Below are 15,777 nucleotides of genomic sequence, written 5' to 3'. Positions count from 1 at the left end.
GCGATCGGCCCGTCGGCCCGAGACGGAGTCTTCGCCCTCGCGGTCCCGGGACGAGGCGGGACGGGGCAGGGCGGCTCAGCCCGCCCTGACCGCCGCCCGACGCTGCCAGAAGACGACGGCGCTCGCGGCGGCGACGTTCAGCGAGTCGACCTCGCCGCTCATGGGGATGACGACGTGCTCGTCGACCGCCTTCAGCGTGGACGGCTCGAGGCCGTGGCCCTCGGCGCCCAGGACGAGCGCGACCTTCCGCCCGGCCCCCAGGTCGACCTCGTCCAGCGCCGTGGCATGCTCGGTGAGGGCCAGGGCGAGCACGTCGAAGCCGGCGTCGTGCAGCAGGTCCATGCCGTCGTGGGTCGCGTCCTCGCCGGGAGGATGCGGGGCGTGCGGCCAGGCGCCGAACCGCGTCCACGGGACCTGGAAGACGGTGCCCATCGAGACGCGGATCGAGCGGCGGTACAGGGGGTCCGCGCAGCGCGGGGTGACGAGCACGGCGTCGACGTCGAGGGCGGCGGCCGAGCGGAACATGGCGCCGACGTTCGTGTGATCGACGATGTTCTCGAGCACCGCGACGGTGCGTGCGGTGCTCAGCAGCTCTGCGGCCGAGGGCAGCACGGGTCGCTGCATGGCCGCGAGCGCACCGCGGTGGAGGTGGAAGCCGGTGAGGGACTCGAGGAGCCCCTCCTCCCCGACGAACACAGGGACCTCGGGGAAACGCGCGAACAGGGGCGCGAAGTGCTCGACCCACTTCGGGGACATGAGGAAGGAGCGCGGGACGCAGCCGGCATCCATCGCCCGTTCGATCACGTGGAAGCTCTCGGCCATGAACAGGCCGCGCTCGACCTCCAGGTGCGAGCGCAGGCGCACATCGGTCATGCGCAGGTAGTCGTCGAGCCGCGGGTCCTCGAGCGCCGTGATCGTCACGAGCTGCGAGTCGGAGTGCGCAGGCGTCCCGGTCGGGGTCTCCGGGGTCGGTGCCGCCATCTCAGTCCAGCTGCACGGAGCGGGCGCTGAAGCGCTCGCCGTGGCGCTCGACGACCAGCGGCAGCCCGAAGGTGCGCGTGAGGTTCTGAGAGGTCAGGGTCTCCTCGATCGGGCCGGCGGCGACCGCCTTCCCGTCGCGCAGCAGCAGGGCATGCGTATAGCCCGGGGGGATCTCCTCGACGTGGTGGGTGACCAGCACGGTCACCGGGGTCGCGGGATCCATCGCGAGGCGGGCGAGGTTGCGCACGAGCTCCTCCCGTCCGCCGAGGTCCAGGCCCGACGCGGGCTCGTCCAGGAGCAGCAGCTCGGGGTCGGTCATCAGGGCGCGCGCGGAGAGCACGCGCTTGCGCTCGCCGGTGGAGAGTGTGCCGAAGGCTCGGTCCTCGAGGGCGAGGACGCCGAAGGCGTCGAGCAGGGTGCGGGCGCGGTCGAGGTCGAGGTCCTCGTACTCCTCGCGCCAGCGGCCGACGACCCCGTAGCCGGCGGTCACCACCACGTCGAGCACCTTCTCGTGCCCCGGGACGGTGTCGGCGAGCTCCTGGCTCGCGAGCCCGATGAGGGGGCGCAGCTCGAAGACGTCGATCCGGCCGAGGCGCTCGGCGAGCAGCTCGACCGTGCCGGAGGTGGGGTGCATGCGGGAGGCGAGCAGGCGGATCATCGTCGACTTGCCGGCCCCGTTGGGGCCCAGCACCACCCAGCGCTCGCCCTCCCCGATGCTGACGGTGAGCCCGTCCAGGAGGTTCCTCCCGGCACGGCGGACGACGACATCGATGAGTGCTGCAGCCTCGGACATGACCCGAAGCCTATCGGCTCCCGGGCGGCCTCCCGTGCAGCGACCCGGCCCGGGATCGGCCCGAGCTCGGACTGTCCCCGCCGTCTGCCCGAGTTGCGGAGAACGGCCTCCCGCCGACGAGGGGGACGGTAGGGTGCCCGGGGTCGCGGACGCGGTGCACGGCGCCGACCGCCCCGTCCCTCCTCACTCCCCCGTCCCCACAGCCCTCGACGCGAAGGAGCGCCCCATGGCACATCCCGATCCTGCCGCCGACCCCTCGTCGCCTATGCCCGGCACGGAGCAGTCGGCGCCGAAGCGCCGACGGGTCAGCCCGCACATCCTGTACGTCGCCGTGATCATCGCGGTGCTCGCCGGCATCGGCTTCGGCCTCGTCGCCCCGGACACCGCCGCTTCCTTCAAGATCCTCGGCGACCTGTTCGTCTCCCTCATCAAGATGATGATCGCGCCGATCATCTTCTGCACGATCGTGCTGGGCATCGGCTCGGTGCGCAGCGCGGCGACCGTCGGCCGCATCGGCGTGCTCGCCCTCGTCTACTTCCTCGTCATGTCCACGTTCGCGCTCGCGATCGGCCTGGTCGTCGGCAACATCCTGCAGCCCGGCCAGGGCCTCACGATCCCCACGGACGGCGACGTCAGCAAGTACGTGAAGGACGCCGAGGAGGCCGGCGGGCTCACCGACTTCATCGCCTCGATCATCCCCGAGACCCTCGTCAGCTCCCTGACCGACGGGTCCGTGCTGCAGGCGCTGCTCGTGGCCCTCCTGGTGGGCTTCGGCATCCAGGGCGTGGGCGGACGTACCGCCGAGGTCGCCCTCGAGGCCGTCGAGATCGCGCGCCGCGTCGTCTTCCGCGTGCTGATGATGATCCTGTGGCTCGCCCCCATCGGCGCGTTCGGCGCGATGTCGGCCGTGGTCGGCTCCTCGGGCGTGGGCGCCGTGTGGGAGCTCGTGAAGCTCATGATCGGCTTCTACATCACCTGCATCATCTTCGTGGTCGGCATCCTCGGCCTCGTGCTGTTCGCCGTCACGCGCGTGAACGTGTTCTCCCTGCTGAAGTACCTGGTCCAGGAGTTCATCCTCATCATCGCGACGAGCTCCTCGGAGTCCGCGCTGCCCACGCTGATGGCGAAGATGGAGCACATGGGCGTGAAGAAGTCGACCGTCGGCATCGTCGTGCCCACCGGCTACTCCTTCAACCTCGACGGCACCGCGATCTACCTGACCATGGCGTCGATCTTCGTGGCCGACGCCATGAAGATGCCGATGACGATCCCCCAGCAGATCGGCCTGCTGGTGTTCATGATCATCGCCTCGAAGGGCGCCGCCGGCGTCTCGGGGGCCGGCCTCGCGACGCTCGCGGGCGGCCTCGCGGCGCACCGGGCGGACCTGGTGCCGGGCGTCGCGGTGATCGTGGGCATCGACCGCTTCATGTCCGAGGCGCGTGCGATCACGAACTTCGCGGGCAACGCGATCGCGACCGTCGTGATCGGCACGCTCACCCGGACGATCGACCGCGAGCGCGTCACCGAGGTGCTCTCGGGCCGGATCCCCTTCGTCTCGGCCGACGAGATCGAGCCGGAGGACGCCCAGCACGTCGTCGCCGAGGAGGGCGGGCGCTCGTAGACTGACCGGGCCCGATCCCGGCCCTGCGAAACAGGAGGCCGCCGTGCCCCACCGTCCCGTGTCCCTGCGCGCCCCGAAGGGCTCCGTCGCCGCCTCGGAGATCGCGGCCGCGATCGACGCGCTGCTCGCCGACGCCGCGGCCGACGGCGCGCCGAGCGTCGAGTTCCCCGCCGAGGTGCTCGCGGCGGCCGAGGCGGCCGCCGGCGCCTGGCGCGAGGGCGCCGACGCCCACGAGGACGCGACCGACGTCCCCTTCGTGACGCTCGACCCGGCGTCCTCGACCGATCTCGACCAGGCCATGCACCTCGAGCGCACGGCGGACGGCTATCGGGTGCGCTACGCGATCGCCGACGTCCCCCTGTTCGTCGCCCTGGACTCCGTGCTCGACGCCGAGGCCCGCCGTCGCGGCGAGACCGTCTACCTCCCCGACCGCAGGATCCCCCTGCATCCGACGACGATCTCCGAGGGCGCCGCCTCGCTGCTCCCCGACCAGGCGGCCCCCGCGTTCGTGTGGGACCTGCGCCTGGACGGCAGCGGCACGGTCACGGGGACGTCGCTGGGCCGGGCGGTCGTCCGCTCGCGCGAGAAGCTCGCCTACGAGGCCGTGCAGGACGGGATCGACGCCGGGGACGGCCACCCGATGATGCTCCTGCTGCAGGAGATCGGCGCCCTGCGCACCCGGAAGGAGGCCGAGCGCGGCGGCGCGAGCCTGAACATCCCCGAGCAGGACGTCGAGGCCGACGGGGACCGCGTGCGCCTCGCCTGGCGCAGCATCCTGCCCATCGAGGACGCGAACGCGCAGATCTCGCTGATGACGGGCATGGCCGCGGCCGATCTCATGATCCGCGGGGGCGCGGGCATCCTGCGCACGATGCCGCCCGCCCCCGAGGAGAACGTCGGGCGCTTCCGCCGGCAGGCCGCGGCGCTCGGCGTGCCCTGGTCCGAGGACCTCGACTACGGCGCCTTCCTGCGCACGCTCGACTGGCACGATCCCCGCCATCTCGCCCTGCTCAACCAGGCCGCGTCGCTGTTCCGCGGCGCCGCCTACGCGGCCTTCACCCATGCCGGCGAGCTCCCGGAGGACACCGAGCAGGCGGCGCTCGGCGCGCCCTATGCCCACGCGACCGCGCCCCTGCGCCGGCTCGTCGACCGCTTCGTGCTGCTGACCTGCCTGCACCATGCGCGCGGCGAGCAGGTGCCGCCCGCGCTCGCGGCGGCGCTCCCCCTGCTCCCCGAGATCATGCAGACCACGGGGTCGGTCGCGGGAAGCCTCGAGCGCCGTGCCCTGGACCTCGTCGAGCGCACGGCTCTCGCCGGGCTCGTCGGCGAGACCTTCGAGGGGACGATCATCGACCGCCGCGGGGGCGAGAAGAAGGCCGACGCGAAGAAGGACGGTGGGATGTCCCCGGCCCGCGTCGAGGTGCAGCTGCTGGATCCGCCCGTCACGGCCTGGGTCGAGGCCGACGGCGAGCTCGGCGGATCCCTGCGCGTCCGGCTCGAGGCGGTCGACGTGGCGGGAGCGGGCGCGCGGTTCGTGCCCGTCGGGGAGTCCGCGTCATGAGCTCCCTGCCCGAGCACGACGAGACCGGCGCGCGCCCCGATCCCGACGCCCTCGCCCTGCCGCGCGCCGCGGCGCTCGTGCTGTGGAGCGCCGCCTACCTGCGCGGGGACATCGGCCCCGACGACGCCGCGGTGCTCTCCCAGGGCAGCGGGCACCGGCAGACCACCGGGGGCGGCGAGGACCTCTTCGACTGGATGACGTCCCTGCGCCGCCTGCCGCTCGCCCAGGTCCATCTCGTGCTCCCGGTCGCCGGGCGGATCGCGGGGCTCGTCGGCCCTCCCGAGGCCGTCGCCTCCGCCCTCGAGGCGGAGCAGGCGATCGTGGTGAGCGCGGCCGGGATGGCCGACCACACGCTCGTGCCGCTCACCGATGCGCTCGGACCGGACGGCACGCGCGGGACCCTCGTCTCCTGGCGGCGGATCCCCGCGCGCGGGGGCGCCCCGGCACCGGTGCCGAGCGCCGGCGGGGCGCGCGACCAGTTCCTGCGGTCCCTGCAGCGCGCGGCCTCGGGCACGGTCGAGCTCGACCTCGTCCCCGAGGAGGCGATCGCGCTGCAGGCGCTGCCGGCGACCTGGACCTCCGTGCCCCTGCCGCGGCACGTCGGCCCCGCGGCCGAACACCTGCTGACGCTCGCCGCGCGCACCCTGCTGCTGGCCGATCAGGAGCTCGAGACCGGTTCCGTGCTCGCCCGCGGCCTCGGCGAGGAGTCCGAGCGCCGCGAGGTGCTGCGCGATCTGCGCGACGGGGCCCGCGAGGCGCTCACGGAGACCGTCGGCCTCGTGATCGCCGACGAGCTCGGCTGAGCCGCCGCCCGACGGAGACGACGGGCACGTCGGGGACGGCGGGACGGCGGGTCAGCTCCGCGCCGCGTGCTCCCGCAGCACCGTCTCGTAGACCTCGAGGGTGCGCTCGGCGATCGCGGTCCAGGAGAAGTGCTCCGCCGCGCGGCGGCGCGAGGCCGCGCCCATCTCACGGGCGCGCTCGGGGTCGCCGATCATGCGGGTGAGGGTGGCCGCGAGGTCGGCGACGAAGCGCTCGGGGTCGAGCGGCGTGCCGGTGCCGTCCTGCACCTGCTCGAGGGGCACCAGGTATCCGGTCTCCCCGTCGACCACGACCTCGGGGATGCCGCCCGTCGCGCTCGCGACCACCGGGATCCCGCAGGCCATCGCCTCGAGGTTCACGATGCCCAGCGGCTCGTAGATGCTCGGGCACACGAAGGTCGTCGCGTGGCTGAGGATCTGGGTGAGCTCGTCGCGCGGGAGCATCTCGGAGATCAGGTGCACGCCCTCGCGGGTGGACTGCAGCTCGGAGACCAGGGAGTCGACCTCGGCGGCGATCTCCGGGGTGTCCGGAGCCCCCGCGCACAGCACGACCTGGGCCTCCGGCGGCAGCTCGCGCACCGCGCGCAGGAAGTACGGCAGGCCCTTCTGGCGGGTGATCCGGCCCACGAACACGATCGTCGGCGCCTCGGGGTCGATCCCTCGGGAGCTCAGGGCGTCCGTCGAGGGATTCGGCTGCCAGGTGTCGATGTCGATGCCGTTGTGCACGACGTGGACCTTCGCGGGATCAACGCCGGGGTAGGAGCGGAGGATGTCCGCACGCATGCCGGCGGAGACCGCGATGATGCCGGCGGCGCCCTCGTAGGCCGTGCGCTCGACGAAGGAGCTCAGCGCGTAGCCGCCGCCCAGCTGCTCGGCCTTCCACGGGCGCAGCGGCTCGAGCGAGTGGGCGCTCAGCACGTGGGGCACGCCGTGGAGCAGGGAGGCGAGGTGGCCCGCGAAGTTCGCGTACCAGGTGTGGGAGTGCACGAGGTCCGTGCCCGCGCAGTCCGAGGCCATCGGCAGGTCCGTGCCCATCGTGCGCAGCGCCGAGTTCGCTCCCTCGAGGTCCGCGGGCGCCTCGTAGGCGGTGGTGTCCGCCTCCTCGCGCGGCGCGCCGAAGCAGCGCACCTGGACCTCGACGTGCTCGCGCAGCACCCGGGTGAGCTCGGCGACGTGCACGCCCGCTCCCCCGTAGATCTCCGGCGGGTACTCCTTGGTCAACAGGTCGACGCGCATGGGCTCCTCCTGGTCTGCGGGGCGATGGTCTGCGGGGCGGGTCGGTCGGCAGGACGCGGTGGTCCGTGGGACGTCCCGACCGGGGGCGACGGGACGATCGGCGGTCCGGTGTGTGAGTGCCCCCACATGGGCATTATGCTCGGTTCATGTCTACCGTGCTCGCCATCGTTCTTGCCGGGGGCGAGGGCAAGCGGCTGATGCCGCTGACCCTCGATCGTGCGAAGCCGGCCGTCCCGTTCGGGGGCATCTACCGGCTCATCGATTTCGCCCTGTCCAACATCGTCAACTCCGGGTACCTGCGCATCGTCGTGCTCACCCAGTACAAGTCGCACTCGCTCGACAAGCACATCGCCTCGACCTGGCGGATGAGCTCCCTGCTGGGGAACTACGTGGCGCCGGTGCCGGCCCAGCAGCGCATGGGCAAGCACTGGTACCGCGGCAGCGCCGACGCGATCTACCAGTCCCTGAACCTCATCGAGGAGGAGAAGCCGGACTACGTGGTGGTGGTCGGTGCGGACCACGTGTACCGCATGGACTTCTCGCAGATGGTCGATGCCCACATCGCCTCCGGGAAGGCCTGCACCGTCGCCGCGATCCGCCAGCCCCTCGAGGAGTCGGACCAGTTCGGCGTGATCGAGACCGATCCGGCCTCGCCCGAGGTCATCTCCCGCTTCGTCGAGAAGCCGAAGGAGACCGCCGGGCTCGCCGACGACCCCAGCCAGGTCCTGGCCTCCATGGGCAACTACGTCTTCACGGCCGATGCGCTCGTCGAGGCCGTGACCAAGGACTCGGAGAACCCCGATTCGGCCCATGACATGGGCGGGGACATCGTCCCCTACTTCGTCGACCAGGGCGAGGCGGGCGTCTACGACTTCATCCGCAACGACGTGCCCGGCTCGACCGACCGCGACCGCGACTACTGGCGCGACGTCGGCACGCTCGACGCCTTCTACGAGGCCCACATGGACCTCATCTCGATCCACCCGGTCTTCAACCTCTACAACGAGAAGTGGGCGACCTTCGCGGGCACGCGCAACGTGCCGCCGGCCAAGTTCGTGCACGCCGGACCGGGCCGCGTGGGCTCGGCCGTCGACTCGATCGTCTCGCCCGGGGTGGTCGTCTCCGGTGCCCAGGTCTCGAACTCGGTGCTCTCCCCCGGGGTGCGCCTGCACTCGTGGTCGAGCGTCTCCGACTCGGTGCTCATGGACGGCGTCTCGGTGGGCAGGCACTGCCAGGTCCACCGGGCGATCATCGACAAGAATGTGGTGATCCCGCCCCGCACGCAGATCGGGCTGGACGCCGAGAAAGACCGCGCCCGCGGCTTCCACGTCACCGAGTCCGGTCTCACCGTGATCGGCAAGGGAGTCGTCATCACCCCGTCGTGATCCTGACGGTCCGCGCCGAGCGCCGGCCGGGGTCGCGTGGAGCGGCCGACGGCACCGAGCCCGACGAGACCGAGGAGAGCGTTGAACGAGTCCCCCGAGAACCCCGCGACCCCGTCGGCCCCCGCTGACCAGGGCCCTGAGCAGCACGTGCCCGCGCGGGCGCTGCTGGTGAGCGACGTCGACTCGACCTTCCTCACTCAGGAGGTCATCGAGCTGGTGGCCGAGCACGCCGGCACCCGCGCGCAGGTCGAGGAGGTCACCGCGCGCGCGATGCGCGGCGAGATGGACTTCACCCAGTCCCTGCACGCGCGCGTCGCGACGCTCGCCGGGCTCCCCGTGAGCGTGCTCGCCGAGGTCCGCGCCGCGCTCGTGCCCACCCCCGGCGCGCTCGAGCTGGTGGAGCGCTGCCGTGCGGCGGGCGTGGTGACGGCGCTCGTCTCCGGCGGATTCCACGAGGCGATCGACGAGCTCGCCGCCTCGGCCGGGATCGACCACGTGCTCGCGAACCGCTTCGAGATCCGCGACGGCCGCCTCACCGGAGGCGTGAGCGGGCCGATCGTCGACGCGCAGACCAAGCGCCGCACCCTCGAGGAGCTCGCGGCCCGCCACGGCGTCCCGATCGAGCGGACGGTCGCCGTCGGCGACGGCGCGAACGACGCGCCCATGGTGCGCGCCGCCGGCGTCGGCATCGCCTTCCGGGGCAAGCCCGCCCTCGTCGAGGTCTCCGACGTGCACCTGGAGGGTGAGAGCCTGCTCGACGTGTGGCCGCACCTCGAGAGGGTCCTCGAGCGCGCCTGAACGGTCCGGTGCGGCTCCCGGCTCCTCAGCTGCGGACGACGGTATGCAGCGTGAGGGACTCCTCCCCCAGGTCCGACCAGTGCGGGACGCTGCCAGAGAGCACGCAGAGCGCGCCGGTGGGAAGGCCGATCCTCGTCTGGGCGACGGATCCGGGGTCGGAGTCCTCCGCGGCCAGGCCGTGCGTGAGCGAGGCCATGGTCGGCTCGTGGCCGATGACCATCACCACGTGCTCGGCGTCGTCGGTGGCGCGGACGAGGTCCAGCACCTCCGCGGGCCCGCCCTCGTAGATCTCCGGGAGGAAGTCCACGGTGCCGTCGAAGCCGGGCATCGAGGCGAGCACGCACTCCCAGGTCTCCCGCGTGCGGACCGCGTCGGAGACGAGCACGCGCGTGGGCCGCACGCCCTGCGACTCGAGGTACTCGCCGGTCATCCGGGCCTGCGTGCGGCCGCGGTCTGTCAGCTCCCGCTCATGATCCGGATCCTGCGCGCTGTCCGCTTTGCCGTGGCGCATGAGCAGGAGCAGGCGACTGTCGGGGTCGGAGGGCATCGGGTCGAGTCACGCCTTCTGTCTGGGGTGTCCGGTGGCAGGGGTCGCAGGGGCGCCGGACGCACGGTCGCTGCGGGACTCAGTGTCCCATGCCCAGGCCGCCGTCGACAGGCACGACGGCGCCGGAGATGTAGGACGCGTCGTCGCTCGCGAGGAAGGCGGTCACGCGGGCGACCTCGGCGGGCTCGGCGAAGCGCCCGGCGGGGATCTGCGAGAGGTAGTTCTTCTGCAGGTCCTCGGGCAGCGCGTCGGTCATGTCGGTCGCGATGTACCCGGGGGCGACGACGTTCGCCGTGATCCCGCGCGAACCGAGCTCGCGCGTGATCGAGCGGGCGATGCCCAGCAGGCCGGCCTTGGACGCCGCGTAGTTCACCTGTCCCGGCGAGCCGAGCTGGGCGACCACGGAGCTGATGAGGACGATGCGGCCCTTCTTCCTGCGCATCATCGACTTGATGACGCGCTTCACGGTGCGGAAGGAGCCCGTGAGGTTCGTGTCGATGACCTTCTCGAAGGACTCGTCGCTCATGCGCAGCAGCAGCTGGTCGTCGGTCATGCCGGCGTTCGCCACGAGCACCTCGATGGGGCCGTGCTCGGCCTCGGCCTGCTTCACGGCGGCGTCGAGCGAGTCGCCGTCGGTGATGTCCGCGGTCACGGTGAGCGTGCCCTCGGGGCCCTCCTGGCCCGAGCGCGAGGTGATCGCCACGCGGTCTCCGCGGCGCACGAACTCCTCGGCGATCGCGCGGCCGATGCCGCGGTTCCCGCCGGTGATGAGGACGCTGCGGGGTTCCGTGCTCTCGAGGGACATGCGTGGTGCTCCTTGCTGTGCTGGGATGCTCTGCGGATGCGCGGGGCGGCCGAGGACGGCCGGTGCTCTAGCATACGTAGGGACCAGTGCACGGGGATCCGCCACACGCGGTCCCGGCAGGACGTACAGCATCCCTTCCGGAAGGTTCCTCCCTGATGGCTTACCGCTTCAACCCCCCGCCGAACTGGCCGATCGACGAGGAGGGCTGGACGCCGCCGCCGGGATGGCAGCCCGACCCCGCCTGGGGGCCGGCTCCCGAGGGCTGGAACTTCTGGGTCGCCGACGATGCGCCGCAGACCCCGACCGGTGAGGACGCCCCGGAGCAGTCCGCGCTCGACGACGACGCGACGCGGGTCTCGGGCACGTCGTCCGCGTCGGACCTCTCGACGGAGCGGGGCGCGGATCCGGAGCAGGGCGCCGTACCGGAGCAGGATGCTGCCCCGGAGCAGGGCGCCGACAGGACTGCGGGCACGGAGCCCGAGGCCGCGTCGTCCCCCGAGACCGCCGTGTACACGGGTCCGAGCGAGGAGGAGACCTCGGCCGCGCTCGCCAGCTCGGCGCCGTACGAGAGCGCCGAGCGCGAGAACGACGCGGCTGATCAGGCCCCGGCGGACGCCGGAGAGCCCTTCGCGCCCTCTGTGCCCGGGACTCAGGCCCCCGCCACCGAGCAGTCGGGAGCCGCGGAAGGCCCGCAGCCGCCGGCCGCCCCCGCGTACGGGGAGGCCGTCCAGGACGGGCAGGCCTCCCCGGCGGCGCAGGCCTATGGCGCCCAGGACCCGGCGGATCAGGGGTACGGCCAGGGATCACCTGCGCAGGGCTACGGTCAGGACACGCAGGGATACGGCCAGGCGTCGCCCGCGCAGGGCTACGGTCAGGACCAGCAGGCTCAGGGCTACGGCGCTCAGGGTTATGGCGCTCAGGGTCAGCAGGGCCAGGGGTACGAGGCCCAGGGGTACGGCGAGCAGGGATACGGCTCCCAGGCCGCGCCGGCGTACGACCAGGGCGGCGCGGCTCAGGGCCAGGGGTCGCCGGCCTACGGGCCCGCGTCGGCCGGAACCTACGGATCGCCGGATCCGGGCCCCGCGAGCGATCCGCAGGCCCAGTGGTCCACGGTGCCGAGCGCCGCGGAGCCCGCGAAGAAGGGCGTCATCGCGCGCTTCTGGTGGATCGGCTGCATCGTGCTGGTCGTGCTCGCGATCGTGGTCGTCCTCGCAGGCATCTTCGCGGTCCGCGCGCTCGGCGGCTCGGACGATCCGAGCCCCTCGGCCGGCGCGACCACCAGCCAGGACGCGACCTCCGAGGATCCCTCGCAGTCCGAGTCCGCGAGCGAGGACGCCGAGCCCACCGTCACCCCGTCCGTGCTGCCCACCGTCGACCCGTCGGCGAAGGAGATCGACGTCGTCGGCCCCGAGGGCAAGGGCAAGGTCCAGGTGTCCATGGAGTGGAAGAACGCCGAGGACCTGGACGCGAAGTATGAGATCGATGACGCGAAGTACGGCCCGTACCTCGTGGTGACCACCCATCTCGAGGTCACCGAGGGCACGATGGACTGGGCGAACTGGGACTACTCCGTGGAGACCCCGTACGGCGGGAAGGTCCAGTCCGACTCGAACACCTACTCACTCAAGAACTCCGGGATCGAGGGCAACAGCCCGTACGAGTTCTCCGAAGGGGACGAGTACTCCATGACGATGCTCTTCGCGGTGAAGCGCGCGGGCGGCAACAAGCTCGTCATGGACTCCGGAAGCGACACCTACAGCTGGGACATCAAGAAGTGACCTCGTCCTTCAATCCGCCACCCCACTGGCCGGAGCCGCCCGAGGACGGCTGGCTCCCGCCGGAGGGGTGGCGCCCCGACCCCCGCTGGGGCCGGGTCCCCGCCGGCTGGCGGGTCTGGATGGACCGGACGCGGGCCGGGGGCGCCGAGGACGGCCCTCTGCTCCTGTCCGAGGACGTCCCCGCGAGCGGCTCCCGCGTGCGTCGCCGCATCCCCAGCTACCCCGTGACCGTCATGAACCCCGGGATCTGGTCGGAGAACCAGCTCGAGCACGAGGACTACGGCTTCCCGGAGCCGGCCGAGCGCCGCGCACGGCCCCGCCTGCGCCTGGGCATGACGATCGTGGCGACCGTGGTCGGACTGCTGATCGCCGCCGGCACCGCGGTGCTCTTCGTGCAGCTCATGCAGTACGCGACCGATTCCCTGCCCGCGACGTCCCTGCCTGCGTCGTCCCTGTCCGCCGCGCCGGCCGCCCCCACGGCCCCGACGTCCCTCGCCGAGGTCACGACCGCCGCATGAGAATGGCCCTGAAGATCCTGCGTCGCCTCTGCACCCGCGACGCCCTGGGCGCCGTGCTCGGCGTCGTCCTCGCCGCCGCCGTCTGCATCGGCCTCGGCTTCTGGCAGTGGCACCGCTTCGAGGGCAAGCGCGAGAACGCCGACGTCATCGAGACCAACTACAGCGCCTCGCCCGTGGGTCTGGACCAGGTGCTCCCCTCCCCCGGCACGCCGCTGGCCTCCTCCGACCGCTGGAAGCAGGTCGAGCTGACCGGCAAGTACTGCACCGAGCCCGACTGCCTGCTGTGGGTGCGCAACCGCCCGCTCTCGGACTCCGTGGGCTTCTGGCAGCTCGTCCCCTTCACGACCGACCAGGGCACGCTGCTCGTCGTGCGCGGGTGGGTGGACGGGGCCGAGACCTCGTCCACGCCCGCGAGCCAACCGCCCGTGCCCGAGGGCCGCACCACCATCGTGGTGCGCATGCGCGTGGTCGAGCCGACCCTGGCGAACCGGCGGAATCCCCCGGGCCAGGTCCAGACCGTCACCCCCAGCGCGATCGCGCCCGAGCTCCCCGATCTCGGCGGCAGCGTCTACACGGGGGCCTTCGGCGAGCTGGTCTCGGAGGACCCGTCGGTCAGCCCGATGCCGCACGTCCTCGAGGAGCCCGACACGAGCCTCGGCCCGCACCTCTCCTACGCCGTGCAGTGGTGGCTGTTCGCGGCCTTCTTCCCCATCGCACTCGTGGTGCGCACGCGCCGCCAGATCCTCGACGAGGACGGCGGGGAGGCCGACGACGAGGCGACGGACGGGACCCGGAGCGGGAGTGCGGAGACGACACGGGAGGCCGCGCCCGTCGCCCCGCGCGCCGCCTCCGCCGAGCTGCGCAGGGCGCGCCCGCGCACACAGGACGAGGAGGAAGAGGATGAGCTCCTGGACCACGGACGCCGCTGAGCACGGACGGTTCCTGCCCGGGCCGCGGCCGCGGCGCATCGCCCACCGCGGGCTCGCGCTCGACGGCGCGGAGAACACGCTGCGCGCGTTCTCCGACGCGCTCGACGCCGGCGCCGACATGCTCGAGACCGACACCCGGGCCACGGCCGACGGGCTCGCCCTCGCCGTGCACGACGCCGACCTCACGCGCATCGCGGGCGACCCCCGGAGCATCGATGCCCTGCACGAGAGCGACCTCGAGGGCATCCGGGTGGCCGGGGAGGAGCCGCTCGCCCGCCTCGAGGACGTGCTCGGGAGCTTCCCGGACGTCCCGGTGAACATCGACGTCAAGGACGAGGCGGCCGTCGGCCCCGCGGTCGAGGCGATCGCCCGCACCGGCGCCGCGGGGCGCGTGTGCGTGACGAGCTTCCGCGACTCCGTCGCCTCGCACGCCGTGCGCGCGGTGCGGGGCGCGACCGGGGTGACTCCTGTGCGCAGCCCGTCGCGGGAGGTGATCGCGGGCTTCGTCCTCGCCCGGGCGCTCGAGCTGCCGGATCCCGCGCTGCGCGCCCTGCTGCGCCCCTACGGCGCCCTGCAGGTGCCCGTCTCCCAGTCGGTGCTGCGCATCGTCACCCCCGCGAACGTCGCCGCCGCCCACCGCGCCGGCTGCGAGGTGCAGGTGTGGACGATCGACGGGACTGCGCAGATGCGGGACCTGCTCGCGATCGGCGTCGACGGCATCATCACCAACCGCGTCGATCGCCTGAGCGCCCTGCTCGACGGGACGGAGCCGCCGGCCGGCGACGTGATGTGACCCACGCCGCGGCTCGGGAATGTTCCGTGCGCACGGGACGTTCTGGTCACTGTCGCGCCGCAGTGCGCGCACGACCGCCGCCCCCGGAACCGTCAGGAAGGCACCATCGGATGAACAGCCGCAGCCTGCGAGGAACCCGCCTCGGATCCTTCAGCATGGAGACCGACGAGAACGTCCTCGCCGCCCCGCGCCAGGAGGCCGTCTACGACTGCCCCAACGGCCACACGATCATCCTCCCCTTCTCCGTCGAGGCCGACGTCCCGGCGATCTGGGAGTGCCGCTGCGGCAACACCGCCGTCCTGCGCGACCACGAGAAGCCCGAGGAGAAGCCGGGCAAGCCCCAGCGCACCCACTGGGACATGCTCCTCGAGCGCCGCAGCGAGGAGGACCTGCAGGTGCTCCTCGACCAGCGCCTCGACCTCCTGCACGCCGGCAAGCTGCACCAGCGCCGGAACCTCTGACCCACGGGCCTGCGCGCCCGGCGGCTGCGACCGCCCAGCCGGCACCGCATGAGAAGGGCCCCGCGACCGTCATCGACGGCTGCGGGGCCCTTCTCCTGTGCGGTGCGGCGCTGCGGCACCTCAGTCCTGGGTGATCAGCGGCGGGCCGTCCGGTGACTGGCCCGACGAGGAGCCGCCGGAGGGCTTCTGCGGCGTCACCACGATCTCGCCGTCGATCACCCCTCCCGAGCTGCGCCGGAAGAGGACGCGATGCGCGGCGTCGCCGCCGCCGGAGAGGCCCAGCCCCTCGACCGTGCGGCGCTGGACGGGCGTCAGCAGAAGGATGATCCCGACGATGTCCGTGAGGATGCCCGGGAAGAAGAAGCAGGCGGCGGCCAGCACCGTGAACGCCGGGCGGCTGAGGTGCTTCTGCACGTCCCCCGTGCCGCGCAGGGCCCGCCACAGGGAGCGTGCGCGGGAGAAGGACTGCTGGCCCGCCGCGATCAGCAGGGCGACGCCCACGATCCAGCCGACGACGATGATGAGCAGCGACCACCACAGCGAGGACTTCACGCCGATGAGGATCAGCAGCGCGATCTCCACGATGCCCAGCGCGAGCGCCGCGTAGGGCAGCAGCGGGGCGAGCCGGGAGCGCCGGCCCGACGGCGGACGGCCCTGCGATGCGCCGGTCGACGAGCCGGCGGACGAGGCCTCGCTGGACGAGCGGCCGCTGGACGAGGAACTGCTGGGAGACGAGAAGGTGGAGCTCAT

Annotated in this window: 16 protein-coding genes; 10 read left to right on the top strand and 6 right to left on the bottom strand. The window is 72.6% G+C overall.

The features are described from left to right. Positions 1-75: 75 nt before the first annotated feature. Together MHY49_RS06560 and MHY49_RS06555 are read right to left on the bottom strand one after the other, a co-directional pair. Complete coding sequence (locus tag MHY49_RS06560) at positions 76-981, bottom strand: RNA methyltransferase (protein ID WP_239203253.1); 906 nt, start codon at positions 979-981, stop codon at positions 76-78. A gap of 1 nt (position 982) precedes the next feature. Further along, positions 983-1,774, bottom strand: coding sequence for an ABC transporter ATP-binding protein (locus MHY49_RS06555; protein ID WP_239203252.1), 792 nt, complete (start codon positions 1,772-1,774; stop codon positions 983-985). 226 nt (positions 1,775-2,000) lie between these two features. Here MHY49_RS06555 and MHY49_RS06550 point away from each other — a divergent pair, with 226 nt between their 5' ends. Genes MHY49_RS06550 through MHY49_RS06540 form a run of 3 tightly spaced genes read left to right on the top strand, consistent with a single transcriptional unit; the run spans position 2,001 to position 5,759 of the window. After that, positions 2,001-3,395, top strand: a complete 1,395-nt coding sequence (locus tag MHY49_RS06550; protein WP_370646015.1) for a cation:dicarboxylate symporter family transporter — start codon at positions 2,001-2,003, stop codon at positions 3,393-3,395. Positions 3,396-3,438: 43 nt separating this feature from the next. Next, positions 3,439-4,956, top strand: a complete 1,518-nt coding sequence (locus tag MHY49_RS06545) for an RNB domain-containing ribonuclease (protein WP_239203251.1) — start codon at positions 3,439-3,441, stop codon at positions 4,954-4,956. After that, entirely contained in the window at positions 4,953-5,759 is an 807-nt protein-coding gene (locus MHY49_RS06540; protein ID WP_200500693.1) for a hypothetical protein, read from the top strand. The genes MHY49_RS06545 and MHY49_RS06540 overlap by 4 nt, the downstream gene beginning before the upstream one ends. Before the next feature lie 51 nt (positions 5,760-5,810). On the opposite strand, the gene glgA is transcribed toward MHY49_RS06540, so the two are convergent. After that, positions 5,811-7,013, bottom strand: a complete 1,203-nt coding sequence (gene glgA, locus MHY49_RS06535; RefSeq protein ID WP_239203249.1) for a glycogen synthase — start codon at positions 7,011-7,013, stop codon at positions 5,811-5,813. A 146-nt stretch (positions 7,014-7,159) separates the two neighbouring features. On the opposite strand from glgA, the gene glgC reads away from it, so the two are divergent. Both glgC and serB read left to right on the top strand, forming a co-directional pair. Further along, positions 7,160-8,398 carry a glucose-1-phosphate adenylyltransferase gene (glgC, locus tag MHY49_RS06530; RefSeq protein WP_239203247.1) on the top strand — a complete coding sequence of 413 codons (1,239 nt, stop codon included), beginning with the start codon at positions 7,160-7,162 and terminating at the stop codon, positions 8,396-8,398. Positions 8,399-8,545: 147 nt separating this feature from the next. Next, positions 8,546-9,196: a phosphoserine phosphatase SerB gene (serB, locus tag MHY49_RS06525; RefSeq protein WP_239203265.1), complete on the top strand. Its 651-nt coding sequence runs from the start codon at positions 8,546-8,548 to the stop codon at positions 9,194-9,196. A 25-nt stretch (positions 9,197-9,221) separates the two neighbouring features. Here the strand turns inward: serB and MHY49_RS06520 are convergent, their stop codons facing one another. Further along, entirely contained in the window at positions 9,222-9,743 is a 522-nt protein-coding gene (locus MHY49_RS06520) for a histidine phosphatase family protein (protein WP_200500696.1), read from the bottom strand. A 79-nt stretch (positions 9,744-9,822) separates the two neighbouring features. Then, positions 9,823-10,548: a beta-ketoacyl-ACP reductase gene (locus tag MHY49_RS06515; protein WP_239203246.1), complete on the bottom strand. Its 726-nt coding sequence runs from the start codon at positions 10,546-10,548 to the stop codon at positions 9,823-9,825. Between the two features lie 155 nt (positions 10,549-10,703). Here MHY49_RS06515 and MHY49_RS06510 point away from each other — a divergent pair, with 155 nt between their 5' ends. From MHY49_RS06510 to MHY49_RS06490, 5 genes are all read left to right on the top strand, one after another. Continuing rightward, positions 10,704-12,326: a hypothetical protein gene (locus tag MHY49_RS06510; RefSeq protein WP_239203245.1), complete on the top strand. Its 1,623-nt coding sequence runs from the start codon at positions 10,704-10,706 to the stop codon at positions 12,324-12,326. Further along, positions 12,323-12,844, top strand: coding sequence for a hypothetical protein (locus MHY49_RS06505; protein WP_239203244.1), 522 nt, complete (start codon positions 12,323-12,325; stop codon positions 12,842-12,844). The genes MHY49_RS06510 and MHY49_RS06505 overlap by 4 nt, the downstream gene beginning before the upstream one ends. Further along, positions 12,841-13,773, top strand: a complete 933-nt coding sequence (locus tag MHY49_RS06500) for an SURF1 family protein (RefSeq protein WP_228358446.1) — start codon at positions 12,841-12,843, stop codon at positions 13,771-13,773. Before MHY49_RS06505 ends, MHY49_RS06500 begins: the two co-directional genes overlap by 4 nt. Next, positions 13,745-14,566: a glycerophosphodiester phosphodiesterase family protein gene (locus tag MHY49_RS06495; RefSeq protein ID WP_239203243.1), complete on the top strand. Its 822-nt coding sequence runs from the start codon at positions 13,745-13,747 to the stop codon at positions 14,564-14,566. Before MHY49_RS06500 ends, MHY49_RS06495 begins: the two co-directional genes overlap by 29 nt. Before the next feature lie 110 nt (positions 14,567-14,676). Beyond that, complete coding sequence (locus MHY49_RS06490) at positions 14,677-15,027, top strand: RNA polymerase-binding protein RbpA (protein ID WP_200500702.1); 351 nt, start codon at positions 14,677-14,679, stop codon at positions 15,025-15,027. Between the two features lie 120 nt (positions 15,028-15,147). Here MHY49_RS06490 and MHY49_RS06485 read toward each other — a convergent pair whose 3' ends face one another. After that, positions 15,148-15,777 (bottom strand): FxsA family protein, encoded by a 630-nt coding sequence (locus tag MHY49_RS06485; protein WP_239203242.1) that lies wholly within the window; start codon positions 15,775-15,777, stop codon positions 15,148-15,150.

Origin of the sequence: Brachybacterium sp. ACRRE (assembly GCF_022346485.1) — a bacterium.
GTDB classification, from domain to species: domain Bacteria; phylum Actinomycetota; class Actinomycetes; order Actinomycetales; family Dermabacteraceae; genus Brachybacterium; species Brachybacterium halotolerans.
Note: the sequence above shows the minus strand (reverse complement) of the source record. Positions and strands in the feature narration are given on the sequence as shown.

Bases quoted from the DNA above. Each gene is read 5' to 3' on its own strand.
- MHY49_RS06520 (WP_200500696.1), bottom strand. From the start codon at position 9,743: ATGCCCTCCGACCCCGACAGTCGCCTGCTCCTGCTCATGCGCCACGGC.
- MHY49_RS06490 (WP_200500702.1), top strand. From the start codon at position 14,677: ATGAACAGCCGCAGCCTGCGAGGAACCCGCCTCGGATCCTTCAGCATG.
- glgA (WP_239203249.1), bottom strand. From the start codon at position 7,013: ATGCGCGTCGACCTGTTGACCAAGGAGTACCCGCCGGAGATCTACGGG.
- MHY49_RS06540 (WP_200500693.1), top strand. From the start codon at position 4,953: ATGAGCTCCCTGCCCGAGCACGACGAGACCGGCGCGCGCCCCGATCCC.
- MHY49_RS06495 (WP_239203243.1), top strand. From the start codon at position 13,745: ATGAGCTCCTGGACCACGGACGCCGCTGAGCACGGACGGTTCCTGCCC.
- MHY49_RS06550 (WP_370646015.1), top strand. From the start codon at position 2,001: ATGGCACATCCCGATCCTGCCGCCGACCCCTCGTCGCCTATGCCCGGC.
- MHY49_RS06555 (WP_239203252.1), bottom strand. From the start codon at position 1,774: ATGTCCGAGGCTGCAGCACTCATCGATGTCGTCGTCCGCCGTGCCGGG.
- MHY49_RS06500 (WP_228358446.1), top strand. From the start codon at position 12,841: ATGAGAATGGCCCTGAAGATCCTGCGTCGCCTCTGCACCCGCGACGCC.
- MHY49_RS06485 (WP_239203242.1), bottom strand. From the start codon at position 15,777: ATGAGCTCCACCTTCTCGTCTCCCAGCAGTTCCTCGTCCAGCGGCCGC.
- glgC (WP_239203247.1), top strand. From the start codon at position 7,160: ATGTCTACCGTGCTCGCCATCGTTCTTGCCGGGGGCGAGGGCAAGCGG.
- MHY49_RS06515 (WP_239203246.1), bottom strand. From the start codon at position 10,548: ATGTCCCTCGAGAGCACGGAACCCCGCAGCGTCCTCATCACCGGCGGG.
- MHY49_RS06510 (WP_239203245.1), top strand. From the start codon at position 10,704: ATGGCTTACCGCTTCAACCCCCCGCCGAACTGGCCGATCGACGAGGAG.
- MHY49_RS06560 (WP_239203253.1), bottom strand. From the start codon at position 981: ATGGCGGCACCGACCCCGGAGACCCCGACCGGGACGCCTGCGCACTCC.